Genomic DNA, 25,919 nt, shown 5'->3' with positions numbered 1-25,919 from the left:
CTTCGCAGAAAGTAGCATGAAGAAAAATATCTACAGCATATTACGTGGTAAGTTTCTAATCAGTGATGATTCGTTTAAAAACTGGCGCATGATTATTGTTATTTCAGGACTAGCGATAGTAATGATTGCGAGTTCGCATAGCGCTGATAAAAAAGTACATGAAATCGCAAAACTCACTAATGAGGTTAAAGAGTTGAGATCTGCATTTGTAGATGGACGTTCAAAATTAATGCGATTAAAAATGGAGTCATCCATTATAAATAAAGTAGCAGAAAAAGGAATTCAGATTTCTGAAATTCCACCAACGAAAATTAAGGTAAAATCACAAAATTAGGCTGTGGCAACAACAGAAACCAACATATTAAACAGATTGTACTTCGTGGCAGGCTGCATGTTTGTCTTTGCCTTGGCTGTGGTCTTTAAGTTGTGTAGCATTCAATTTATTCAAGGAGATCAATACAGGGAACTTGCAGAAAAAAGAACAGTTAAAGATTTTGAGATTGAACCAAATCGTGGTAATGTATATTCTGCAGATGGTAGTCTTTTAGCTACTTCTATTCCTAAATATGACATCAGAATAGATGCTATTCAGGCAAAGAATAGTGTTTTTGAGGATTACATTGGAGCTTTGGCAGATTCACTTTCGGTTTACAGAGGGAAGTCAGCTTCATATTACAAAAACGTAATTAGAAAGGCGCGTAAAAATAAAAATAGATATTTTTTATTAGCTAGAAATATTAGCTATTCAGATTATATCCGAGTGCGTAATTTTCCATTATTGAATCTTGGCGCGATTAAAGGTGGGCTTATTGTTGAGCAAACAACAAGACGAGAGCATCCTATGGGAGAAATAGCTTCTAGGTCCATAGGTTATGAGCGTTTTGATGAAGATGGTACAGTGACGCGTGCAGGTATTGATGGTGCGTTTGGTGAGGATTATTTAAGAGGCGTTAAGGGTAAACGATTAAAGCAGAAAATTGGTAATGGACAATGGAAACCTATTGCGGATTTCGATCAAGTAGAGCCAAAAGATGGTTATGATGTTTACACTACAATTGATGTTAATATTCAAGATATAGCGCATCATTCACTTTTAGGGCAGCTCGAAAAATATGAAGCTGAACATGGTTGTGTGGTGGTAATGGATGTAAAAACTGGGGAAGTTAAAGCTATTGCCAACTTAGCAAAAACTTCAAAAGGGACGTATTACGAAAAGCGAAATTATGCAGTTTACGAATCTCATGAGCCAGGTTCTACTTTTAAGGTTATGGCAATGATGGCTGCTTTAGAAGATAAAGTGATTGATACATCAACTGTCATTGATACTAAGAATGGAATTAAATATTTCTATGGGCGAACGATTAGTGATTCGCACCATGGCGGTTATGGTAAAATTTCAGCTGCGCGAACTTTAGAAGTGTCTTCCAATATTGGTTTGGCTACTATAGTCGATGACCATTATTCTAAAAACCCTAAAAAATTTATTGATCACATTAAGAGATGGAAGCTAAATGATTCATTAGATATTCCAATAGTAGGCGAGGGTATGCCAGATATTCCAGAGCCTGGTAAATCTAATTGGAGTAAAAATGCATTGCCATCAATGGCTTATGGTTACAATCTTACTATAACGCCATTGCAAACTTTGGCTTTTTATAATGCTATTGCGAATGATGGTGAGTTGATAAAGCCACGCTTCATTAAATCTGTGAAATCCTTCGATAAGGATATTGAAGTTTTCGAAAAAGAAGTACTGGTAGATGAAATATGTTCAGATAAAACTTTAGCTCAAATCAGAGATATCTTAAAGAATATTGTAGTTCGAGGTACCGGAAAAAAAATGTATTCTGAAACATTTTCTATGGCAGGAAAAACAGGAACTGCTAGAACTGATTATGCTAATAGAGAAGAATGGAATAAAGATAGGAAATATATTTCTTCTTTTGCTGGGTATTTTCCTGCTGAAAACCCTAAATATTCTTGTATAGTAGTTATTCATAAGCCAAGTACAAAAGTTGGTTATTATGGCGCTGATGTTACTGGTCCTGTGTTTAAACGTATTGCTCAAAAAATATACACAGATACACCAATTATTGATGAGGTTAAGACACTCGACTTTAATAACAATTTAGTGGATCAAGATTTTGAAAGTTATTACGAGAATGCTCGTAAATACAAAGAATTAATGCCAAGTGTTGTTGGTATGCCAGCAATGGATGCTATTGCTTTACTTGAGAATCTTCAGGTTAATGTAAAAGTAAAATTAAATGGAAATGGTACTATAAAAAAGCAATCTGTAGATAAGCATCAGAAATTACAACCTAACCAAACAATTGTCTTAGAGGCTTCATGATGATCTTAAAAGACATATTGTATAAGGTTACAATTAATGCTGTGGTTGGTAGCACAAGTATTGCTGTAAATAAAATTGAATTCGATTCGCGTCAAATTAAAACCAACGACGTTTTTGTAGCAATTTCTGGAAGCATTACAGATGGTCATAAATACATAGAAAAAGTTATAGAAGATGGAGCAACCGCAATAGTTTGTGAAGTGCTTCCAGAGGTTCTTGAAGATGGTATTACCTATATAGAAGTTGCTAATTCTAATCAGGCTTTGGCTTATATGGCTGCTAATTATTATGAGCATCCTTCCGAGAATTTAAGACTTGTCGGAGTTACTGGAACTAATGGAAAAACAACTGTAACAAGTTTGTTGTATCAGCTTTTTAAAAAAGCAGGATATAAGGTTGGCTTGTTGTCTACAGTTAAGATAATGGTTGATAATAAGACCTATAAAGCGACACATACAACACCAGATTCATTAACTATCAATAGGTATTTAAAGCAAATGAATGCTGAGGGAGTTGAGTTCTGTTTTATGGAGGTGAGTTCACATGGTATTCATCAAAGCAGAACAGAAGGTTTAAAATTCACAGGAGGAATTTTTACAAACTTGTCTCATGATCATTTAGATTACCACGACACGTTTGCAGAATATAGAGATGTTAAAAAAGTGTTTTTTGATCAATTACCAAAAGATGCTTTTGCATTGTCTAATATGGATGACAAAAATGGTTTGGTGATGTTTCAAAATACACAAGCCAAAAAGTACACCTATGCTTTAAAAAACTATGCTGATTATAGAGCTCAGATTCTAGAAAATGAATTTAGTGGTTTGCTGCTAAAGTTGAATGATAATGAATTATGGACGCGATTAATTGGGAGTTTTAACGCATACAACATTTTGGCAATCTATGGAACGGCTGAATTGTTAGGCTTAGAAAAAGATGAAATCTTAAGATTAATTAGTGAACTCGAAAACGTTTCGGGACGTTTTCAATATTTCATTTCAGATGAAAAAATCACTGCTATTGTTGATTATGCACATACACCAGATGCATTAAAAAATGTGTTAGAAACCATTAATAGTATAAGGACTAAGAATGAAGAACTCATTACAGTTGTTGGTTGTGGTGGAGATAGAGATAAAATGAAGCGCCCTAAAATGGCTCATATCGCTTCTGCTTTAAGTACTAAAGTGATTTTTACTAGTGATAATCCTCGTAGCGAAGTGCCAGAAACTATAATCGAGGATATGGAAAAAGGGGTTGAACCTCAAAATTTCAAAAAGACCTTATCGATAACAGATAGAAAACAAGCAATTAAAACGGCTTGTCAAATGGCAGATGCAAAAGATATTATTCTAATTGCAGGAAAAGGACATGAAAACTATCAAGAGATTAAAGGAGAACGTTTTGATTTTGATGATTATAAAACTGTACAAGAATTTTTAAAACAATTACAAAAGTAGATGCTGTATTATTTATTTGAATATTTAGAACAACAATTCCAATTGCCTGGAGCATCTCTTTTTGGTTTTTTAACCTTTAGAGCTGCTGTAGCAATCATTTTGTCATTGTTAATTTCTACCATTTTTGGTAAAAGGATCATCAGGTTTTTACAAAAACAGCAAGTTGGAGAAACGATTCGTGATTTAGGATTAGAAGGTCAAGTTGAGAAAGCTGGTACGCCAACTATGGGTGGAATCATCATTATTCTAGCCACGCTAATTCCAGTTTTACTATTAGCTAAGCTCGAAAACATTTATATCATACTTCTTATTATCACAACACTTTGGATGGGAGTTATCGGATTTATTGATGACTATATTAAAAAATTCAAAAATGATAAAGAAGGCTTAAAAGGAAAATTCAAAGTACTTGGTCAAGTTGGATTAGGAATCATTGTTGGTGCTACGTTGTATTTTCATAATGACGTAACGATAAAAGAAGAGTTGCCACTTCAAGAACAAAAAATTTTGTTAGCTGAAAACCCAAATTTACCTGAAGCACAACTGTTTGATATAGCAAAGAAGTCTACTAAGACTACGATTCCTTTTGTGAAAAATAATGAGTTTGATTATTCAGATTTAATTACATGGATTAGCCCAAATTTAGAGAAGTATGCTTGGATCATTTTTATTCTTGTAACAATAATTATAGTCACAGCGGTTTCTAATGGCGCAAATCTTACAGACGGAATAGATGGTTTGGCTGCAGGAACTTCGGCAATTGTAGTACTGACATTAGGCATCTTTGCTTGGGTCTCTGGTAATATCATTTTCTCACAATATCTAGACATTATGTATATACCTCATGTAGAGGAAATTACAATATATATTGCTGCATTTGTTGGTGCGTTAGTAGGTTTTTTATGGTATAACGCGTATCCAGCACAAGTGTTTATGGGTGATACAGGGAGTTTAACCATTGGCGGAATTATAGCAGTGATAGCAATTGCAGTTAGAAAGGAATGGTTGATACCAATTTTATGCGGTGTTTTTTTAGCGGAAAATCTATCTGTGATGTTGCAGGTTAGCTATTTCAAATACACTAGGAAAAAGTTTGGTGAAGGACGACGAATTTTTAAAATGTCTCCTTTGCATCATCACTATCAGAAATCTGGATATCACGAAAGTAAGATTGTAACACGCTTTTGGATTGTTGGCATTTTACTAGCCATCATTTCTATTGTGACATTGAAGATTAGATAATGAAACGATTAGTCATTCTTGGAGGTGGAGAAAGTGGAGTAGGAACTGCGCTTTTAGGAAAAGAAAAGGGATACGACGTATTTGTTTCCGATAAGGGAAAGATTAAAGAAAAGTATAAAGACGTTCTTTTAAATAATAAGATTGAATTTGAAGATGAACAACATACAGAATCAAAAATTCTGAATGCAGATATCATTATGAAAAGTCCTGGTATTCCAGATAAAGTGGCTTTGGTAAAACAAATTCGCGAAATGGGAATTAAAGTGGTTTCAGAAATTGAATTTGCTTCAGTATATACTGAAGCAACTTTAGTGGCTATAACTGGTAGTAATGGTAAAACGACTACTGCAACGTTAACCCATCATTTGCTAAAGCAAGAATTAGATGTTGGTTTAGCTGGTAATATCGGAGATAGTTTTGCGAAACAAATTCTTGAAAAAAATCACGATAACTACGTGCTTGAGGTCAGTAGTTTTCAGTTAGATGATATTCATGATTTTAAACCAAAGGTTGCGATTTTAACCAACATCACGCCAGATCATTTAGATCGCTATGACTATAAGTTTGAAAATTATATTGCTTCAAAATTTAGAGTTGTAGAAAATCAAACGGCTGACGATTATTTCATCTACGATGGTGATGATGAAGTAATTGAAGAATGCTTGAAAAACCATTCGATTCAATCAAAAGGATTGCCTTTTTCATTGACTAAAGTCATAGAACAAGGTGCCTATTTAGACAATAATAAGATAATAATAACAATAGATAATAATCAAATAATTATGCCAACAGAAAATATAACATTAGAAGGTAAGCACAACATTAAGAATGCAATGGCAGCCTCTACTGTGGCTCATTTGCTCAAAATTAGAAAGCAGACTATTCGTGAGAGCTTAGAAAATTTTCAAGGAGTTGAGCATCGTCTAGAACACGTGCTTAAAATCAACAAAGTTCAGTATATCAATGATTCTAAGGCTACCAATGTTAATGCAACGTATTTTGCTTTAGAAAGTATGGATGCACCAACGGTTTGGATAGTAGGTGGAGTAGATAAAGGTAATGATTATAAAGAGTTATTTCCTTTTATAAATGAAAAAGTTAAGGCAATAATTTGCTTAGGTGTTGATAATGAGAAATTATTCGAAGCCTTTGGAAATATGGTTGATGTTATTATTGAAACACAGTACATGAGTGAGGCAGTAAAGATTGCATACAAAGTAGCAGATGCTGGTGAGAATGTATTATTGTCGCCTGCTTGCGCAAGTTTCGATTTATTCGAGAATTATGAAGATCGCGGACGTCAATTTAAAAATGCTGTACGTAATTTATAGTATAGATTATATAAAGATGAATTAGGGACTCATCTATAAAAAGTTATTAGGTTAAGAATGCAAAACGTGTTTACACAAATAAAAGGAGATCGTGCTATATGGGCAATAGCTACGCTATTGGCTATATTTTCCTTTTTACCTGTTTATAGTGCTGCTAGTAATCTCGCTGTTGGTTCTAGTAATACATTCTCATTTTTTGTAAAACATTTTATGCATCTATTTTTAGGGTTTGCCATTATGTATGGTATTCATAAAGTGCCATATAAATATTTTAGAGGTTTATCCATGATTATGGTTCCGATTGTATTTGTATTGTTGTTAGTAACCATGCTTCAAGGTACTACTATAGATGGAGCAAATGCCAGTCGTTGGATTCAGATTCCAATAGTAAATATGTCTTTTCAGACTTCAACATTAGCTGCTGTTGTATTGATGGTTTATGTAGCAAGATACCTGTCAAAAACAAAGGATAAAACCATTTCTTTTAAAGAAACCATCTTACCACTTTGGGCACCAGTATTTTTAATATTGGTACTTATTTTACCTGCAAATTTCTCTACTACAGCTATTGTTTTTACTATGATTATGATGCTAGCTTTCATTGGTGGTTATCCAATAAAATATCTATTAGTAATCATTGGTACAGGAATAATGGCTTTAACGCTGTTTGTTCTTGTTGCTAAAGCTTTTCCAGAAGCAATGCCTAATCGTGTGGATACATGGATGAGTCGTATTAATAACTTTTCTAATGGAGAAGATACAGAAGCAGATTACCAGATTGAAAAAGCTAAAATTGCAATAGCTTCAGGAGGTGTTAAGGGTTTAGGTCCAGGAAAAAGTGTGCAAAAGAATTTTTTACCACAATCGTCATCAGATTTCATATTCGCGATTATTATAGAAGAATATGGATTACTAGGAGGAGTGTTTTTATTGATTTTATATTCTTGGTTATTATTCAGAATTGTGATTGTATCTCAAAAATCAGATACCATTTTTGGTAAATTATTAGTATTGGGAGTTGGTTTGCCAATTGTATTTCAAGCACTAATCAATATGGCTGTAGCTGTAGAATTATTTCCTGTGACTGGTCAAACCTTGCCACTAATTAGTAGTGGAGGAACATCTATTTGGATGACCTGTTTAGCGATAGGAATAATTCTTAGCGTCAGTGCAAGAAGAGAAGAATTAAAAGATAATGAAGATAGCGATTCAGATAATCCATTAGATATTTTAAGTGAAACCATTTAATGAGCAACTATAAATTTATATTATCAGGCGGAGGAACAGGAGGGCATATATATCCTGCAGTTGCTATTGCAGACGAATTAAAGTCGCGATATCCTGATGCCGAGTTTTTGTTTGTTGGCGCTTCGGATAGAATGGAAATGGATAAAGTGCCACAAGCAGGTTATAAGATTGAAGGCTTATGGATTTCAGGAATTCAAAGAAAATTGACCTTAAAGAATTTAATGTTTCCATTCAAGTTATTGACTAGTCTTTTGAGGTCTAAAAAAATCATTAAAACGTTTAAGCCAGATGTAGTAATTGGTACTGGTGGATTTGCAAGTGGGCCACTTTTGCAAATGGCGACGTCAAGGAAGATACCAAGTCTTATTCAAGAACAAAATTCTTATCCAGGAATTACAAATAAACTTCTGAGTAAAAAAGTTAATACCATTTGTGTGGCTTATGACGGTTTAGAGAAATTCTTTCCAAAAGAAAAAATTAGATTAACAGGCAACCCAATCCGTAAGGATTTATTAGAAGTAAAAAGTAAACATATTGAAGGGAAGGATGCTTTTACCTTAATTCATAGTAAACATACACTTCTGGTTTTAGGTGGAAGTTTAGGAGCGAGACGAATTAATCAATTAATCGAAACTAATATTGACTTTTTTCAAGGTCAAAATGTACAGCTTATTTGGCAATGTGGTAAGCTTTATTATAATGAGTATAAGAAATATAATAAGTTGAAAAATGTACAAGTCCATGCGTTTTTAAATGAAATGGATATGGCTTATGCAGCAGCAGATGTTATTATTTCTAGAGCTGGTGCAATTTCAGTATCAGAGTTGTGTATTGTTGGTAAACCTGTGATATTCATTCCTTCGCCAAACGTAGCAGAGGATCATCAAACTAAAAATGCAAAAGCAGTTGCAGATAAAAATGCAGCAATTCTAATTAGAGAGAAAGATTTAGAATCAGGCTTTCAGAATCAATTTTCAGATTTAATATCAAACGAAGAGAAAAGAACAGGTTTAAGTAAAAATATTGAAGCTCTGGCACTTGTTAACGCTACAAATGACATTGTAGATGAAGTTGAAAAATTATTAGTTAAATGAATTTAAACACTATACATAACGTCTATTTTATTGGTATTGGAGGTATTGGTATGAGTGCTTTGGCGCGTTATTTTGTGGCTAATGGTAAGCAAGTTGCGGGTTATGATAAAACACCAACAGAGATAACTAAGGCTTTGCAAGAGATAGGTGTTACAATCCACTTTAATGATACTGTTTCTGAAATCGATTCAAAGTATTTAAATTCTGAATCAACTTTAATTGTTTACACACCTGCGATTCCGAAAAGTCATTCTGAATTATCATACTTCATAAGTAATGATTTTCAAGTTTTAAAGCGTTCTGCTGTTTTAGGTGAAGTTACAAGGCAAACGACTTGTCTTGCAGTAGCAGGAACTCATGGTAAAACGACGACGACTAGTATTCTCGGGCATTTGCTTAACGAATGCAACGTTCCTATGACCGCATTTTTAGGTGGAATCAGCGAAAATTATAATTCCAATTTAATTCTAAACGGAACAGAAGTAACCGTTGTGGAAGCCGATGAATTTGATCGTTCATTCCTAACCTTATCACCAGATTTTGCTTGCATAACTTCAATGGATGCAGATCATTTAGATATTTATGGAGATGCTGATGAATTGGTGAAAACTTTCAAAGATTTTTCAGAATGTATTAAACCTAGTGGGAAACTATTTGTGAGAAATGGTTTGCCACTAGATGGAATTACTTATGGCATTGAAGACGATTCTGACTATAGTGCACAAAATGTAAAAATAGAAAATGGCAGTTATGTGTTCGATGTACAAACACCTAACGGATTATATAAAGATTTCAAATTTAACCTACCTGGTAGACACAATCTGTCGAATGCAATAATAGCCTTGGCGATGTCTGTAGAATACGGACTCCCTCACCATCAGCTCGCTAAGGGTTTAGCATCTTATAAAGGTGTAAAGCGCAGATTTACCTATCAAATTAAAACGGATGATTTTGTGTTTATAGATGATTATGCGCATCATCCTGAGGAAATTAATGCGGTACATCAAGCTGTTAGAGAAATGTATCCTAACAAAAAGGTATTGGCAGTTTTTCAACCACACTTGTTTACGAGAACAAGAGATTTTGTAGATGGTTTTGCAGAGAGCCTTTCACAATTCGATGAATTATTACTGTTAGATATTTATCCTGCTAGAGAATTACCAATAGAAGGAGTGACTTCTAAATGGCTACTAAATAAAATTGAAAATTCAAATAAAAAGTTAATTCAAAGATCAGAATTGATAACTGAAATTGAAAAATCCGATGCAGAAGTGGTGTTAACTATTGGAGCTGGTGATATTGGGGAAGAGGTAAAATATATAAAAGAAGCGTTTAGTATTGCGAATTAACTATAACTATATAAAAATCATAGGATTACTGATTATTGTCGGTGGTTTGTTTGCGTTTTCAAATCAAAGAAATGAGGCGAGAAAAGTTGCAGAATCTAACATAAAATTCTTGGGAGAAAACAAGTTATTTATTACAGATGCGACTGTTAGTAAATTGTTAATACAAAATCAAAGACCAGTTACGGAGCAACCTAAAGATATTATAGATTTGAATGAATTAGAAACTGCCCTGAATTCTAATCCAATGATAAAGAAAGCAGAAGTGTTTATGTCAATAAACGGTGAGCTTTCCGCAGAAATCGAACAAAAACGACCTATTGCAAGAGTCAATACAAATGCATCATATTATATCGATGATGAAGGTTCTTTTATGCCTTTGTCTTCGAATTATTCTGCAAGAGTTCCGCTCGTTACTGGAAATATTAAGAAAAATAAGCTCGAAACAGTTTTTCAATTTGCAAAGACTGTTGATGAAGATGAATTCTTAAGAAAGCATGTTATTGAGATTCGTCAAAATGACAATGCAACCATTGATTTTAAAATTAGAAAGAGTGATTTTACAGTTCATTTAGGAACGTTAAATAATCTCGAAAAGAAAATAAATAATTTCAAAGTCTTTTATCAAAAAGCGATGAAAGATAAAATTTTAGACAGCTATAAAGTGGTTAATCTAAAATTTGATAAACAAGTGATATGCACCAAAAAGTAAACTATGGAAAATCATAACATTTCGGTAGGTTTAGATATAGGAACCACAAAAATTGTGGCCATGATTGGTCGCAAGAACGAGTACGGTAAAGTTGAAATTCTTGGTGTGGGTAAATCCAAAAGTATGGGAGTGCATCGTGGTGTGGTAAATAATATTACTCAAACGATTCAGTCTATTCAGCAGGCTGTGCAAGAAGCAGAAGCAGCAGCTTCGGAAAGAATTGAAGAAGTTACTGTAGGTATTGCAGGTCAGCATATACGTAGTTTACAACATAGCGATTACATCACAAGAGATAATTCTGAATTGGTAATTGATGAAAATGATATAGATCGTTTAATTAACCAAGTACATAAATTGGTAATGCTTCCTGGTGAAGAGATTATTCATGTATTACCTCAAGAATTTAAAGTCGATGGTCAAGCTGAAATTAAAGAACCTATTGGTATGTATGGTGGAAGACTTGAAGCTAATTTTCATGTCGTAGTTGGTCAAGTATCATCCATTAGAAATATTGGACGATGTGTAAAGAGTTCTGGTTTGCAACTTGAAGGTATTACGCTAGAGCCTTTGGCTTCTGCAAATGCAGTATTGAGCAGAGAGGAGAAAGAAGCAGGAGTAGCTTTAATTGATATAGGTGGTGGAACAACAGATTTAGCAGTTTTTAAGGATGGTATTATAAGACATACAGCTGTTATTCCATTTGGTGGAAACGTCATTACTGAAGATATAAAAGAAGGTTGCTCTATCATCGAAAAGCAAGCGGAACTTTTAAAAATGAAATTCGGTTCTGCTTGGCCAGGCGAAAACAAGGATAATGAAATTGTTTCTATTCCTGGATTAAGAGGTAGAGAACCTAAAGAGATCACACTAAAAAACTTGTCTAAAATAATCCATGCTAGAGTTGTTGAGATTGTTGAACAAGTGTATGTAGAAATAAAGAATTACGGTCACGAAGAGCAAAAGAAAAAACTTATTGCAGGCATTGTTTTAACAGGTGGTGGAAGTCAATTAAAGCATTTAAAACAGTTGGTAGAATATATCACTGGTATGGATACAAGAATCGGTTATCCTAATGAGCATTTAGCTGGTGATAGTGATGAAGATATTGCAAGTCCATTATTTGCGACAGCAGTTGGATTAGTAATGGATGGCTTAAAGCGTCAAGATCGTAAGAGAGCAGAAGAAGTTGAAGAAGAATTAGATACGGTTTTAGAAGCAGAGCAATCAATGGATGCTGAAAATGAAGTGGTCGTAGAAGAACCAAAAGCAGAACGTCGTTCATTTTTAGACAAGTTGACAGAGCGTGTTAAAGAATTTTTAGATAACGCAGAGTAGGACAAATCTCGATTTGGTCATAGAATAAAAAGAAAAAATTTAAAATATATAAAATCCCTTAATCACAATTAATATGAGTAATAGCAACGAATTTGGAAATATCTCATTTGATTTACCTAAACATCAATCTAACGTTATAAAAGTTATAGGTGTTGGAGGAGGTGGTAGCAATGCCATTAATCACATGTTTCAACAAGGTATCAAAGGTGTGGATTTTGTGATTTGTAACACCGATGCTCAGGCGCTTCAAAATAGTGGTGTTCCTAACAAAATTCAGTTGGGTGTCGCTTTAACCGAAGGGTTAGGCGCAGGTGCAAATCCAGATGTTGGTGAACAAGCAGCTGTAGAGAGTTTAGAAGATATCCGTAGAATGTTAGACACCAATACTAAAATGGTATTTATTACCGCAGGAATGGGTGGTGGTACAGGTACTGGTGCAGCACCAGTCATTGCAAAAATGTCCAAGGAACTAGATATTCTTACAGTTGGTATTGTTACTATGCCTTTTCAGTTTGAAGGTAAAATGCGTAACGAACAAGCACAACGTGGTATTGAAAAACTGCGTCAGCATGTAGATTCTTTAGTTGTTATAAATAATAATAAGTTACGTGAAGTTTATGGCAACCTTGGCTTTAAAGCAGGTTTTTCTAAAGCAGATGAAGTTCTATCTACAGCTTCGAGAGGTATTGCAGAAGTAATAACACATCACTATACACAAAACATTGATTTACGTGATGCAAAAACGGTGTTAAGTAATAGTGGAACAGCGATAATGGGATCAGCAGAAGCTTCGGGTCAGACTAGAGCACAAGAAGCTATTATGAAAGCTTTAGATTCACCATTGTTAAACGATAATAAAATTACAGGAGCTAAGAACGTACTATTGCTTATCGTTTCTGGTTCGCAAGAGATTACTATTGATGAAATAGGTGAGATTAACGATCATATACAAAATGAAGCAGGTCATGGTGCTAACATAATTATGGGTGTTGGTGAAGATGAATCGTTACAAGAATCCATTGCAGTAACCATTATTGCTACAGGATTTGATATCGATCAGCAGAATGAAATTTCTAATACAGAAACTAAGAAAGTGATTCATGCTTTAGGTGAAACAACTGAAGAAGAGATTAGTACACAAGAAAGAGAACCAGCAATTATTACACCAGATATTGTATTAGAAGAAGTAAAGGAAACTCCAATTGTGCGTCATACGTTAGTTGATGAAGATGAGGTTGAAATTGAAGCAAAACTTGAAACTAGTTCTAGTATGGATTTGATTCCAACTACAGAGCTTTTACGTAATATGAATGTCGTTTATGATGAAGTATTAGATACTAAGTCCCAGGTTGAAGTACAACCAGAAGAATTTGTTATTACACCTATAGAAAACAAAGCTGAAACAATTGAAGTTGAGCAAGAGGAGCAAATCACATTAACTTTTGATTTACCATTATCTAATAAAGAGCCTGAACAAGTTGAAGAACCAGAGTCTCAAGAAGAAAAAATGTTCTTTAGTTTAGATGAAGAGGTTAAGGATATGGATGTTAATGAACCTATTGAGATTATTTCAGTTACTGAAGTTAATGAAGACGGTGAGAAGCGATATGCGCTTGATGATTTTGAAACTTTTGAATCTTCGATAAATACAAAAACAGAGGCGACTGAGGTCAAAGAAGAAATAGTCTTTGAGAAGAAAGTACTACCAGTTGAAGAAATTGAACAAGCTATTCCGGAAGAGATTGACCCAATGAATAGTCCAATTTCAGAATTGCTAATAGCACGCGCAGATGAGCGTAGAAGAAAAATGAAAGATTTCAACTATAAATTTAATAATGCCAAAATAGATGAAATCGAAAAAGAACCTGCTTACAAAAGACAAGGTGTTAATTTAGAGGATGCTCAGCATTCTTCTGAAACCAGCGCTTCGCGACTATCTGTTGGTACAGATGATAACGACGATGTACAATTACGAAGCAATAATTCGTTTTTACACGATAACGTAGATTAATAGCAAATTTAAGTTTTGTGTTAACTCACTGAAGTCATAGCCCAAAAAGCATCTCCAACTTTTTGGGTTTTTTGTAACAATAACTTTGTGTTTTCCTCAGTTACTTTCAATGACCTATGGCAAACTTTTTAGTATCTTCGTATTTCAATAAATTAAGATAATTATGAGTTTACAAGATGATGTAATGACTGCTATGAAAGCAGCAATGAAAGCAAAAGATCAATTAGCGTTGGCAGCATTAAGAGCAGTAAAGTCAGAAATATTATTAGCCCAAACTGCATCAGGTTTTAAAGAAGAACTTACAGAAGAAGAAGAGATAAAAATCTTATCTAAAATGGTGAAGCAACGTAAGGATAGTGCTGCTATATTCTTAGAACAAGATCGTAAAGATCTAGCATTACCAGAGATTGGTCAAGCAGAAGTAATTAGTCAGTTTTTACCAGAAGCTCTAAGCGAAGAAGAGATTGAAAAGGTTGTAGTAATGACTATAGATCAAGTTGGAGCAGAAGGTATGAAAGATATGGGTAAAGTTATGGGAATAGTTTCTAAAGAGTTGGCTGGACAGGCAGATGGAAAAACAATTTCGTCTATAGTTAAAGCTAAGTTGTCTTAAGCTAAATTTTAAAATTTAAATTAATGTCACCTTGAGCGTAGTCGAAAGGTCTCATGATAAATGGCCTCGTAGTTCAACTGGATAGAATATCAGATTTCGGCTCTGAGGGTTGGAGGTTCGAATCCTCTCGAGGTCACTAACATAAATTAAATTCATTATCCCACAGTATAGGTGCTGTGGGATTTTTATTTTAAGTTTTTCAAATCCAATCCTAATACTCATTTTTTAAGTAATTAAAAGTTAGAGTTATAAATAATTTTGTACATTTAATTTCCCCCTTATTACTAGTGTGTTTAATTCTGTTGGCAAAACGAATTAAATGATTTAATAGTTAGATAGCATATTAAAATATACTGTCCTGACTTTTCGCGTTTATAATTAAGTGAAATATTTACCTTCAAAATTTGTTTTTAAGAATTCTGCTTAGCATTATCAAAACATAATTAATAAATAAAAATAATAGAAAATGATCTCTAAGACACTTACATTTTTAACAAGTTACTTAAATCAGGAAATGACCATGCTGTATGGCTTTAGTCAGGATACAGAAGTTGTAGTTGCTAGTAGTCTTGTTAGTATTAGAGGAGGTTTAAATTCTGATATAGATAATAAAATTGTCATTTCAATTATCAATATTGAGCGAGAGTCTACAGTAAAAGCACAAGTAAATCATATTACTAGAGATGGGAATAGCATGATTAAAATAGCGCAACCTATGGTTCTCAATTTATACTTACTTGTCTCGGCTAATTACAGTTCTGAGAATTATATTGAGGCTTCTAAAATACTCTCATCAATAATAAGTTTGTTTAATTCGACTTCATATTTTACAAGAGAAAAGTATCCTAGCATGGAGGCACCTATAGAAAAGCTTACAATGGAAATATATAATGTACCAGTAACTGAGTTAAATCATATCTGGAACGGTATTGGTGCCAATTATGTTCCATCTATTGTTTATAAAGTGCGTATGGTAGGAATACAAGAAAGGGGAATTAAAGAAAGAACACCAGCAATAAAAGGCTTAGATGGAAATGCTAAAAAACAATAGTTATGGATTTTCAGAACTGGTTTGTATTAAAAATATTGCATGAATACTTTGATAAGGAAATATGTTCCGTTTTTGAATTATTACCAATGAAATTTACACAAACGGTAATGAAAAATCATAATATTCTAATAAATAAAAAGGAAAACCAGTATAGTGGATATGTAGGTAGTCAGTTATCAACTAACAGTTGGGAAGAACTTCAGATGGTTGATGATCTTTATTTTCAATTAGTTAATACAGATTTAAATTTTAACAGCTACACGGATACACCTTCAAATAATGAAGAAAGTAATTTGCTTTACCTCACAAACGCTTTAGTAGTAGATGATGAACAAGATCTGTCAATTGATACCTATTTGACTGTTCAACCTTTATTTTTTCAAGTAAATATCAGAGAAGGAACTCAGGTTAATGTGGTCATAAAGAATAGTAAAGGGGAAGTTATTTTTAATCAAATGTCTCAAAATAATCAAGTAAGTCTTTCTGTTAATATAAGTGTTTTTGAAACAGGTGTTTATGAGCTATGGATTGATGGAGAATTATTAAAGACATTCATAGGTACTTCTGAAAGAATTAAGAATAATTGTTATGGTATTTTACATTTAAAGATGGAATCTATTTTAGAGTTTTTAAGAACTAAAAACAGGCCATTATTCAAAGTTAACTTTATTGCAGAATCAGCCTATTGGCAATATGCAATTGTAGTTTCTAAAGATAAAAAAATAACAGTTGATAGCTTAAATATTGAAGATAGCAACGGTAAGCAATATTTGGGCCCTAAAAATGAAAATATTGGCAATGAAGAAGCTTATATATTCACTTCGACAAAAGTTGAAAAAATTTATCAAAGAGCAAGAGAAAGTCCATTACTAACGATGCGGTATCTAAACGAATTTTCGGATGATTTATTGGAGTTAGATATAAAAATGCCTACACCTGAACCATCTCAGATAATGATTAAGAAACATGGGAATGAGAATGTAAAATATTCTCAAACTATAGTTTATGTGTAATTTTTAAAGAATAAAAAGAATGTCAGTAACTACAATGAAAACACCAGGAGTATATATTCAAGAATTAGATGCTTTTGGAAATGCCATTGTTCCGGTTCCAACTGCTATTCCAGCATTTATAGGATATACAGATAATATCAGTTATAATGGTAAAAACCTAGTAAATCAACCAGTGAGAGTAGACTCTTTTGCTGAGTTCAGATCAATATTTGGAAGCCATCCACCACAGGTTCAGTTTGAGGTTATAAATATATCAGATGTACCTGAGAACGCTGTAAAGCCAGATAAAGATTTCTCAGCGAATGGAATAGATTTTGCTATTACAAATGCTACGGTAAATTATCGCTTATTTAGTGCTATTCGTTTTTTCTATGAAAACGGAGGTGGATCGTGTTATATAGTTTCTACTGGTAGCTATGATTACACATTACAGAGTTTAAATTCTACCACGCCTTTTGAAAATGCTCTAACGGTTCTAGAAAAGGAGGCGGAACCAACTATTATAGTAATTCCTGATGCTGTAGAATTAATTAATACCCTAGGGACAGACTTAAAAACTAAATATGCATTAAGCTATAAGTTACAAAGTGAAATGATTAATCATTGTGGCAAATTAGCGAATAGAGTTGCTATATTAGACATTCCTGGTGGTTATAATGAGCCTATTGTTGGTGAAACGAGTGTTGAAGGGTTTAGAAATAATGTAGAACCTAAATTAGCTAAGTTTAATAGTTATGCTGTGGCATATTACCCTTGGTTAAATACCTCAGTAAATCAACTGTCTGATGTGTCATATTTAAATATTTCAGAAAAAAGTTATGATACCGTTATAACGATGCTCAATAAAGAGTTTCCTGAAGTTATTAATTCTAATGATGATTCCCTTTCAGATAATCCCATAAAACCGAATATTGAAGCTTTATTCAATGTAAATAATACAGTAGAAGAATCAATTAAAGATAATGCAGATTCAGTACTTAAAAATTTAAGTAAATCGTATAAAATAATGTTAGATCATTTATTAGAAAAAATTAATTTAATACCTCCTAGTTCTGCAATGGCAGGTATTTATAATAGTGTAGATAACAACGAAGGTGTATGGGTCGCACCTGCTAATGTAGGTATTCAAGGTGTTATTTCTCCATCAATTAAAATCGATACGAGAGCTCAAGAAGATTTAAATGTGCCATTAGACGGTAAATCAATATGCGCTATAAGATCTTTTACAGGTAGAGGTGTCTTAGTTTGGGGAGCCAGAACACTTGATGGAAATTCTAATGATTGGAGATATATAAATGTAAGAAGGACATTAATTTATATTGAGCAATCTATAAAAGAAGCTGCAAGAGCATATGTTTTCGCTCCGAATGATTCTAGCACTTGGGTTTCAGTAAAGAGCATGATTAGTAATTTTCTTGTTGGTTTATGGAATCAAGGAGGATTAGTTGGACCCAAACCTACTGATGCATTTTCTGTTTCAGTGGGTTTAGGAAGTACAATGACACCAGAGGATATTCATGAGGGTAAAATGAATGTTTCAGTAAAAGTAGCAGTATCTCATCCTGCAGAATTTATTGAAATCAACTTTCAACAAGAAATGCAAAAAGCATAATAAAAAAATGAAATCTAAAATATAAAAATTATGGCAGGAGAAGCGCAAGATGCAGTATGGCCCTTACCAAAATTCTATTTTTCGGTAAGCATAGGGTCGCAAGATAATACAGTTTCTTTTCAAGAAGTATCGGGTTTAGATACTGAAACAGAAGTAATAGAATATAGACATGGAGATAGCAAAACATTTAGTACAATAAAAATGCCTGGTATTGCAAAATTCGGTAATGTAACCTTGAGAAAAGGAATCTTTGTCAACGACAATAATTTCTGGAAATGGTATGATGCAATAAAAATGAATACTATTAAAAGAGAAACAGTTGTTATTAAATTGTTAGACGAAACTGGAGCTCCAACAATGACATGGACATTAACAAATGCATGGCCAACTAAAATTACTGGAACAGATATGAAGAGTGATGGAAACGAAGTCGCGGTAGAAACACTAGAATTAGTACATGAAGGATTAACAATAGCTAATGGTTAAAATATGAGTAATTATCCTTTTGTAGGTTTTCATTTTAGATTGTCTTTCCCATTAGTATCAGGGCACATAGATACTTCATTTAAAGAAGTATCTGGCCTCTCTTTAGAAATGGAAATGGAAGAAATTGCAGAAGGTGGAGAAAATCGGTTTAAACACCGTGTTCCTTCTGGTGCAAAATATCAAAACCTTGTACTTAAAAGAGGGATTACATCTTTCGATTCTCCGCTTTCAGTATGGTGTGAATCTACTTTGACAGGGGATCTGTCTACAGCTATAGTTACACAAACGGTTTTATTGAGTTTACTCAATGAAGATGGACTTGCTGTAAAGAATTGGAGTTTTGTAAATACTTGGCCAGTAAAATGGGAGATTTCACCTTTAAACACAGCAGATAATGAAATTCTCATTGAAACATTAGAATTAACTTATGATTATTTTAAAATAGTATAATATGCCAGTAGAAATTAGAGAAGTAGTTATTAAAACAGAATTAGAAAGTCAAAATAATGAGGATTCAAAAATAGTTAATCATGAAGACTTAAATCAAATGAGAAATCAAATTATGGAGGAATGTCGAAAAATAATTAAGAAAGAAATTCAAAAGAAATATAGAAGGTAATATTAAAGATTAATATGCATGTCTTTATTCAAATAAATCAATTATAATACATTAACATATATGAAAACACCTCTTAGTTCATTAACGACATTCACAGTTAAGGTAAATGGAAAAGCTATTTCTGACACTACTCAAATAAAGTCTTTTGAAGTGACTTTTGCTACTAATAGAATTTCTTCAGCTTGTATAGAGATATTGGATGGTGACGCGAGTAAAAGTGACTTTGAAGTAAGTTCATCAGATACTTTTGTCCCTGGAAACGAAATTTCGATAGACGCAGGTTATGACTCAAATAATAAAGAAGTTTTTAAAGGTATTATCATCAGTCAAAACATAAGTATAAACCCAGGTGAAGGCTCTATGCTAGAAATTCTTTGTAGAGATGAGGCCATTAAAACAACTATTGGTAGAAAAAGTTCAACCTTCTCTCAAAAAAAAGATAGTGAGATTATCAATTCTATTCTAGGTAGTTATTCTAAAATAAACAAAAGTGTTAAAGCAACAACAGATATATGGCCGCAAATGGTGCAATATTATGCCACTGATTGGGACTTTATTTTGTCGCGTTCTGAAGCTAATGGATTATTAATTACAAATAATAATGGCAAAATAGCTATTATAAATCCTTTAGACGATAAGACTTCTGTGTTAAGTCTAACTTACGGAGAAGATGTTATTCAGTTTAATGGAAATCTAAATTCTACTAATCAGTTAGCTAACGTAAATGCAAACTCATGGGATTATAAATCACAGAATATAGTATCTGGTTCTGCCACAACCGAGTACACAGGAGCAGGTAATCTATCTTCAAAAAAACTTTCTGGAGTTGTTGATCTTAAGGATTATACATTGCAAACCGCTGCATCACTTAATGAAGAAAACCTTAGAGGTTGGAGCAAAGCACAAATCCTAAAAAGTGAACTTTCAAAATTTTGTGGTGAAGTTACATGCCAAGGCACTGGTAAAGTTTATCCAGGACAATTTATAACCTTAAATGGATTAGGAAAGCGCTTTAATGGTAATCATTTTGTTTCTGGTGTAACGCATACGATGTCTGCTGGTAATTGGCTTACTCTAATAGAATTCGGGTTGTCTTCAAAATGGTTTACAGAAACATCAGATGTTATCGCGCCACCTGCGTCAGGTCTTTTACCTGGCGTTAACGGATTATTTACAGCTACTGTAAAAAAGAGCTATGAAGATCCAGATAGTCAATATCGTATTTTAGTAGATATTCCATTGTTTGATACAACAGGAGAGGGATTGTGGGCAAGGCATGGTAGTTTTTATGCATCTAATAATGCAGGCGCCTTTTTCTTGCCAGAAGTTGGTGATGAGGTAATTGTTGGATTTTTAAATGAAGACCCAAGATTTCCTATAATTTTAGGAAGTCTTTATAGCAATTCAAAATTGAAGCCTTTTGAAGGACTAGATCCTAATGAAAACAATACGACTAAAGCCATTGTGTCAAAATCTGGAATTCAAATCACTTTCGATGATGAAAATAAGATTTTTACAATAGTAACACCAGGGAAAAATACAGCTGTATTTAATGATAAAGAGAAACGCATAACTATTAAAGATGAAAACAGTAATAGTATCGTTATGTCAGATACTGGTATTGTTATGAAGAGTTCAAAAGATATTACTATTGAAGCAGATCAGAGTGTAACTATAAAAGGTAATCAAGGTGTTGCTATTGAATCTAGTGCAGGTGATGTGAACATTAATGGAATGAATATTAAACAATCTGCAGATGTGCAATTTTCAGCAGAAGGAAGTGCTTCCGCTAGTGTTCAAGGAGGTGGGGAATTAACGCTCAAAGGAGCAATGGTAATGATAAACTAAAGACGTATGCCAGCAGCAGCAAGATTAACCGATTTTCACGAATGCCCAATGGAGACTCCAGCAGTTGTTCCTATTCCCCATTTAGGAGGACCAATTATAGGACCAGGTGAACCAACCGTATTGATAGATAAATTACCTGCAGCGACAGTGGGAGATCAACTTGTTTGTGTTGGTCCACCAGATACTATTGTGATGGGTTCGACTACTGTAATGATTGGTGGTAAACCAGCTGCCAGAATGGGAGACCAAACAGCTCATGGTGGTGAAATAGTTTTGGGTTCGCCTACAGTATTAATCGGTGGATGAAAATTTAAAACCTAGAATATATTTTTAAGTCGTTTGATTAAGTAGTATTTATGGAAGAGAAACATTGTGTCTATAAAGTCGTATGGGATACCAGTTGTAATGAGAAATCTTTGGTTTCCAAATTTCAAGAAGGTATCAGTATTTGGTCTCAATTAAACTTGCCGCAAATATTGAGCGAGGTTTTAGATACAATAGATACTGGAGGAGAGACATGGTATATAGAAAAAATTGAGATTGATATCGGTTCTATTTCAATGGAATCGATAGACAATGATTTAACAATTAAAGTCAAGGATGAATTGACAAAGCAGATATTACGTTCAATAGCTACGAATAGTCAAAAAACAAAACCTATGGATGCAATGGTGACCGATAGTTTATTCATTAATAATGCAGGACTCGTATTAATTAGTCCCTACTTTCAAGCTCTTTTTGAACAGTTACAATTAACAAATGAAAATCAATTTACAAATACTATAAATCAGCAATTGGCAACACGTTATTTGCAATATGTAGCAACTAAAAATAGTCAGTCAGACGAGACACAACTATCCTTAAATAAAATACTTTGTGGTTTAGATCCAAAGGATCCTGTTCTAGATGGAATAGATATGTTAGAGTCAGAAGAAAAACTTGTTTCAGAAATGCTTCAGGCGATAATTACTCACTGGTCTTCTCTGGGTAGTAGTTCCATAGATGGCTTTAGAGGAAATTGGCTTATTAGAGATGGTATATTAGTAGAAGAGGATGATAAATGGAGACTAACAGTTGAGAAAAAGTCTTATGATATGTTAATTAATCAGTGTCCTTGGGCATTTTCGATAATAAAATTTCCTTGGATGAAAAAGCCAATACATGTTAATTGGCCTTATTAAAATATTAGCCACTTAATGAAGCAAAGGATTGTCAAATAACAAACTATGAAAACTAAATATGCAATAACGACATTAACAGATGAAATTAGTTGGCTTAATGAAGTCATAAATCAAGTCATTAGTAGTTATCTTTTACACGAAGGAAGCGACAGGCATTGGCAGGATATTCCAATGCCAGATTTAACAGATGTAGAAAATGCATATGCTAAGTCTGTTAAAGAGTGGAACCTGAATGAATTTGACCGTTTAGCATTGGCACTTGCTATAGCTCCTCATTTAATGCCTCAAGCTTTAGATGCATTCTTCGGAAAAAATCAATTATATGATAGAGGTTTTACAGAGTTCGGAGGTGTTATCGATAAAAATCATAGTGGGTTTTTACCAACAGGACAAACTTTAGCATTTTTGATTACCGCAAACAATCCTGAATATAGAGAAGCATTACAAAATGTTATTGGTAAATATGGATTGCTAATTAAAAAACAAGTACTTCAGTTATCTGATACTGAATCTCATATTCCATATCTAAATGGTATGTTAAGTATAAGTTCTTCGTGGTTGCATTATTTTTTAACAGGTGAAGAAATAAAAATAGAGTATACAATGGACTTTCCTGCAGAAAAAATAACGACCAAGTTAAGTTGGGAAGATCTAGTTCTTAATGAAGTTACAATGCGTGGTATTGAAGAAATTAACTTATGGTTGTCGTATAATGAAACTCTTATGGGAGAATGGGGTTTGAGTAAAATGATTAAGCCAGGATATCGTGCACTTTTTTATGGATCACCAGGAACCGGTAAAATGTTAACAGCTACACTTTTAGGTAAAGTGTCTAACCGAGATGTTTATAGAGTAGATTTGTCTATGATTGTATCGAAATATATAAGGGAAACAGAAAAAAATCTTGCTAAAGTATTTGATATAGCAGAACATAAAGGCTGGATCTTGTTTTTTGATGAAGCCGATGCGTTATTTGGAAAACGAACAGCTGTAAATTCATCAAATGACAGATACGCTAATCAACAAACGTCATATCTGTTGCAGCGGATAGAGGGTTTTTCAGGTGTTGTAATACTCGCTTCTAACTTTAAAGCAAATATAGATGAAGCTTTTACGAGACGTTTTCAATCTATGATACATTTTAGAATGCCAAGTTCAAATGAGCGCTATCAATTATGGAACAATGCTTTTTCTGGAGTTTGTAATCTGGAGGAAGATGTTGATCTTAAGAAAATAGCTAGCGATTATGAGCTAACTGGTGAGACAATTATTAATGTATTGCGATATTGTGCTTTATCAGCTGTAAAACGTAATGACAACATAGTGAGAAAAGAGGAGTTGATTAGTGGTATTAGAAGGGAATTAAAAAAAGTAACAAAACATTAGACTTGAGAGGTTAAAATACTTGAGTAACTAAAAAACGTAAAATTGAATCTAGTTTTTTTGAACCAGATTTTCAATTTCTTTTCTATATTTAGCCATGATCTTAATCTACCTTCAAGAAACTGAAGCACCAGCAATGAATCCTACTTTAAAACTGGTTTTTGTAATCATAATATGTACTGGTCTAGTAGTTATAATTTTAAGTCGACTTTTTATTTTTTTCGAGCGACAGTATGTTATAAAGTCTAAAACTCCGTTTTTCTTAAATGCTATTTTATTTTCAAATCAACTTTCTGAAAAACAGTTTCATATTTTAAAAAATGAGTTTTCGTTTTATTCTAAGCTGAATAATGTAGAACAAAGTGTGTTTCGGCATAGAGTCGCAACGTTTATTAAGACCAAATCGTTTGTTGGTAGAGAAGGTATTGTTCCGACTGACGAAATGAAAACTTTAATAGCGTCAACTTCAGTGATGCTAACTTTTGGTTTTAGAAATTATCACCTTAATATAGTTGAAACAATAATTATTTACCCAAAAGTCTATTATTCTCAAATCAATGAAACATATCATAAGGGTGAAACAAACCCAAAATTAAAAGCTATCGTATTCTCATGGGAAGATTTTAAACATGGTTATAAAATAGGGGATGATAATCTTAATCTTGGAATTCATGAATTCGGACATGCTATTCATTTAAATGCTTTTATTAATGATGATGTGAGCAGTTTAATATTTAGTAATGGATTTGATGGATTAACCAATTACTTGCAAAATAATGAAGCAGTAAGGAAAGATTTAATTGCCTCTAAATATTTTAGAGCTTATGCTTATACTAATCATTTTGAATTTTTTGCTGTACTACTTGAGAATTTTATTGAGACTCCTTTAGAGTTTAAATCTCAGTTTCCTGAGTTGTACAAACTCATGAAGCAAATGTTGAATTTTAAATTTGCAGGATACTAAGGACTATTAAATAATAGTCTTATTTTTATGCATTAATAAAATTTATTAATAGATGAAAAGAATATTGATAACAGGTGGCGCCGGATTTGTAGGCTCGCATTTGTGCGAACGTTTACTTAAGGAAGGAAATGAAGTTATTTGTTTAGATAATTACTTTACTGGAGCAAAGCGGAATATAGAGCACTTAATGGATCATCATTATTTTGAGTTAGTACGTCATGATATTACCAATCCTTATATGGTAGAGGTCGATGAAATATATAATTTAGCTTGCCCAGCTTCACCGGTTCACTATCAATACAACCCTATTAAAACTGTGAAAACATCTGTAATGGGAGCTATTAACATGTTAGGCTTGGCTAAACGTGTTGGAGCTAAGATATTACAGGCTTCTACAAGTGAAGTTTATGGTGACCCAACTGTACACCCTCAGACTGAGAGTTATTGGGGAAATGTTAATCCAATCGGTTTACGATCTTGTTATGATGAAGGCAAACGTTGTGCTGAGACATTATTTATGGATTACCATAATCAAAACCAAGTCAACATAAAGATTATTCGAATTTTTAATACTTATGGACCTAAGATGCATCCACAAGATGGTCGTGTAGTGTCAAACTTTATTGTTCAAGCTTTAAAAGGAGATCCTATAACAATTTTTGGAAAAGGTACACAAACGAGAAGCTTTCAGTATGTTGATGATTTAGTTGAAGGTACGCATCGTATGATGAATAGCAGAGATGGGTTTGTTGGTCCGGTAAATATTGGAAACCCAATAGAATTTACAATGTTAGAACTAGCTAAAGAAGTTATTGACTTAACAGATTCTAAATCAAAAATAACATTTCTGCCATTGCCACAAGACGATCCAATGCAACGTCAGCCAGATATAAGTTTGGCAAATAAAGAATTAGGTGGTTGGACTCCAAAGGTTAATCTTAGAGAGGGACTTGGTTATACTATAAATTATTTTGATAAGTTGCTTAAAGAAAAATAGTGTCTTATGTACACGTATTA

24 protein-coding genes and 1 tRNA gene are annotated in these 25,919 nt (G+C 33.3%); all 25 read left to right on the top strand.

What is annotated here, in order from left to right; genetic code table 11:
* Positions 1-16 precede the first annotated feature (16 nt).
* On the top strand, positions 17-334 hold the full coding sequence (locus tag QZZ53_RS05130) for an FtsL-like putative cell division protein (protein ID WP_296382206.1): 318 nt from the start codon (positions 17-19) through the stop codon (positions 332-334).
* A 57-nt stretch (positions 335-391) separates the two neighbouring features.
* Positions 392-2,353, top strand: coding sequence for a penicillin-binding protein (locus QZZ53_RS05125; protein WP_296382262.1), 1,962 nt, complete (start codon positions 392-394; stop codon positions 2,351-2,353).
* Positions 2,350-3,813 (top strand): UDP-N-acetylmuramoyl-L-alanyl-D-glutamate--2,6-diaminopimelate ligase, encoded by a 1,464-nt coding sequence (locus QZZ53_RS05120; RefSeq protein ID WP_296382204.1) that lies wholly within the window; start codon positions 2,350-2,352, stop codon positions 3,811-3,813. The genes QZZ53_RS05125 and QZZ53_RS05120 overlap by 4 nt, the downstream gene beginning before the upstream one ends.
* Positions 3,814-5,055, top strand: a complete 1,242-nt coding sequence (gene mraY / locus QZZ53_RS05115) for a phospho-N-acetylmuramoyl-pentapeptide-transferase (RefSeq protein ID WP_296382202.1) — start codon at positions 3,814-3,816, stop codon at positions 5,053-5,055.
* Entirely contained in the window at positions 5,055-6,386 is a 1,332-nt protein-coding gene (murD, locus tag QZZ53_RS05110; RefSeq protein WP_296382200.1) for a UDP-N-acetylmuramoyl-L-alanine--D-glutamate ligase, read from the top strand. Before mraY ends, murD begins: the two co-directional genes overlap by 1 nt.
* A 57-nt stretch (positions 6,387-6,443) precedes the next feature.
* Positions 6,444-7,634, top strand: a complete 1,191-nt coding sequence (locus QZZ53_RS05105) for an FtsW/RodA/SpoVE family cell cycle protein (protein WP_296382198.1) — start codon at positions 6,444-6,446, stop codon at positions 7,632-7,634.
* Positions 7,634-8,728 (top strand): undecaprenyldiphospho-muramoylpentapeptide beta-N-acetylglucosaminyltransferase, encoded by a 1,095-nt coding sequence (gene murG / locus QZZ53_RS05100; protein WP_296382196.1) that lies wholly within the window; start codon positions 7,634-7,636, stop codon positions 8,726-8,728. Before QZZ53_RS05105 ends, murG begins: the two co-directional genes overlap by 1 nt.
* Positions 8,725-10,077, top strand: a complete 1,353-nt coding sequence (gene murC, locus QZZ53_RS05095; protein ID WP_296382194.1) for a UDP-N-acetylmuramate--L-alanine ligase — start codon at positions 8,725-8,727, stop codon at positions 10,075-10,077. Before murG ends, murC begins: the two co-directional genes overlap by 4 nt.
* Positions 10,067-10,786 (top strand): cell division protein FtsQ/DivIB, encoded by a 720-nt coding sequence (locus QZZ53_RS05090; RefSeq protein ID WP_296382192.1) that lies wholly within the window; start codon positions 10,067-10,069, stop codon positions 10,784-10,786. The genes murC and QZZ53_RS05090 overlap by 11 nt, the downstream gene beginning before the upstream one ends.
* Before the next feature lie 3 nt (positions 10,787-10,789).
* Positions 10,790-12,121, top strand: coding sequence for a cell division protein FtsA (gene ftsA / locus QZZ53_RS05085; protein WP_296382191.1), 1,332 nt, complete (start codon positions 10,790-10,792; stop codon positions 12,119-12,121).
* Between the two features lie 73 nt (positions 12,122-12,194).
* The gene (gene ftsZ / locus QZZ53_RS05080; protein WP_296382189.1) at positions 12,195-14,132 is read left to right on the top strand and encodes a cell division protein FtsZ; all 1,938 of its coding nucleotides are present in this window, start codon (positions 12,195-12,197) and stop codon (positions 14,130-14,132) included.
* A 163-nt stretch (positions 14,133-14,295) separates the two neighbouring features.
* Positions 14,296-14,745, top strand: coding sequence for a GatB/YqeY domain-containing protein (locus QZZ53_RS05075; protein WP_296382187.1), 450 nt, complete (start codon positions 14,296-14,298; stop codon positions 14,743-14,745).
* 62 nt (positions 14,746-14,807) lie between these two features.
* Positions 14,808-14,881, top strand: a tRNA-Arg gene (locus QZZ53_RS05070).
* A 330-nt stretch (positions 14,882-15,211) separates the two neighbouring features.
* Positions 15,212-15,796 carry a DUF4255 domain-containing protein gene (locus QZZ53_RS05065; RefSeq protein ID WP_296382185.1) on the top strand — a complete coding sequence of 195 codons (585 nt, stop codon included), beginning with the start codon at positions 15,212-15,214 and terminating at the stop codon, positions 15,794-15,796.
* 2 nt (positions 15,797-15,798) lie between these two features.
* On the top strand, positions 15,799-16,809 hold the full coding sequence (locus tag QZZ53_RS05060) for a hypothetical protein (protein WP_296382183.1): 1,011 nt from the start codon (positions 15,799-15,801) through the stop codon (positions 16,807-16,809).
* A 19-nt stretch (positions 16,810-16,828) separates the two neighbouring features.
* Positions 16,829-18,421, top strand: coding sequence for a phage tail sheath C-terminal domain-containing protein (locus tag QZZ53_RS05055; RefSeq protein ID WP_296382181.1), 1,593 nt, complete (start codon positions 16,829-16,831; stop codon positions 18,419-18,421).
* Positions 18,422-18,451: 30 nt separating this feature from the next.
* The gene (locus QZZ53_RS05050) at positions 18,452-18,907 is read left to right on the top strand and encodes a phage tail protein (RefSeq protein WP_296382177.1); all 456 of its coding nucleotides are present in this window, start codon (positions 18,452-18,454) and stop codon (positions 18,905-18,907) included.
* 3 nt (positions 18,908-18,910) lie between these two features.
* Positions 18,911-19,357 carry a phage tail protein gene (locus tag QZZ53_RS05045; protein WP_296382174.1) on the top strand — a complete coding sequence of 149 codons (447 nt, stop codon included), beginning with the start codon at positions 18,911-18,913 and terminating at the stop codon, positions 19,355-19,357.
* A 1-nt stretch (position 19,358) separates the two neighbouring features.
* Positions 19,359-19,526 carry a DUF5908 family protein gene (locus QZZ53_RS05040; protein WP_296382172.1) on the top strand — a complete coding sequence of 56 codons (168 nt, stop codon included), beginning with the start codon at positions 19,359-19,361 and terminating at the stop codon, positions 19,524-19,526.
* Positions 19,527-19,586: 60 nt separating this feature from the next.
* Positions 19,587-21,374, top strand: coding sequence for a type VI secretion system tip protein VgrG (vgrG, locus tag QZZ53_RS05035; protein WP_296382170.1), 1,788 nt, complete (start codon positions 19,587-19,589; stop codon positions 21,372-21,374).
* Positions 21,375-21,380: 6 nt separating this feature from the next.
* The gene (locus QZZ53_RS05030; RefSeq protein ID WP_296382168.1) at positions 21,381-21,680 is read left to right on the top strand and encodes a PAAR domain-containing protein; all 300 of its coding nucleotides are present in this window, start codon (positions 21,381-21,383) and stop codon (positions 21,678-21,680) included.
* 50 nt (positions 21,681-21,730) lie between these two features.
* Positions 21,731-22,555, top strand: a complete 825-nt coding sequence (locus QZZ53_RS05025; protein ID WP_296382166.1) for a contractile injection system tape measure protein — start codon at positions 21,731-21,733, stop codon at positions 22,553-22,555.
* Positions 22,556-22,600: 45 nt separating this feature from the next.
* Positions 22,601-23,941 carry an ATP-binding protein gene (locus QZZ53_RS05020; protein ID WP_296382165.1) on the top strand — a complete coding sequence of 447 codons (1,341 nt, stop codon included), beginning with the start codon at positions 22,601-22,603 and terminating at the stop codon, positions 23,939-23,941.
* Between the two features lie 94 nt (positions 23,942-24,035).
* Complete coding sequence (locus tag QZZ53_RS05015; RefSeq protein ID WP_296382162.1) at positions 24,036-24,902, top strand: zinc-dependent peptidase; 867 nt, start codon at positions 24,036-24,038, stop codon at positions 24,900-24,902.
* Positions 24,903-24,954: 52 nt separating this feature from the next.
* Positions 24,955-25,899 carry a UDP-glucuronic acid decarboxylase family protein gene (locus QZZ53_RS05010; RefSeq protein WP_296382160.1) on the top strand — a complete coding sequence of 315 codons (945 nt, stop codon included), beginning with the start codon at positions 24,955-24,957 and terminating at the stop codon, positions 25,897-25,899.
* The last annotated feature ends 20 nt before the right edge of the window (positions 25,900-25,919 follow it).

Origin of the sequence: Winogradskyella sp. (assembly GCF_016744625.1) — a bacterium.
Classification (GTDB): Bacteria; Bacteroidota; Bacteroidia; order Flavobacteriales; family Flavobacteriaceae; genus Winogradskyella.
Note: the sequence above shows the minus strand (reverse complement) of the source record. Positions and strands in the feature narration are given on the sequence as shown.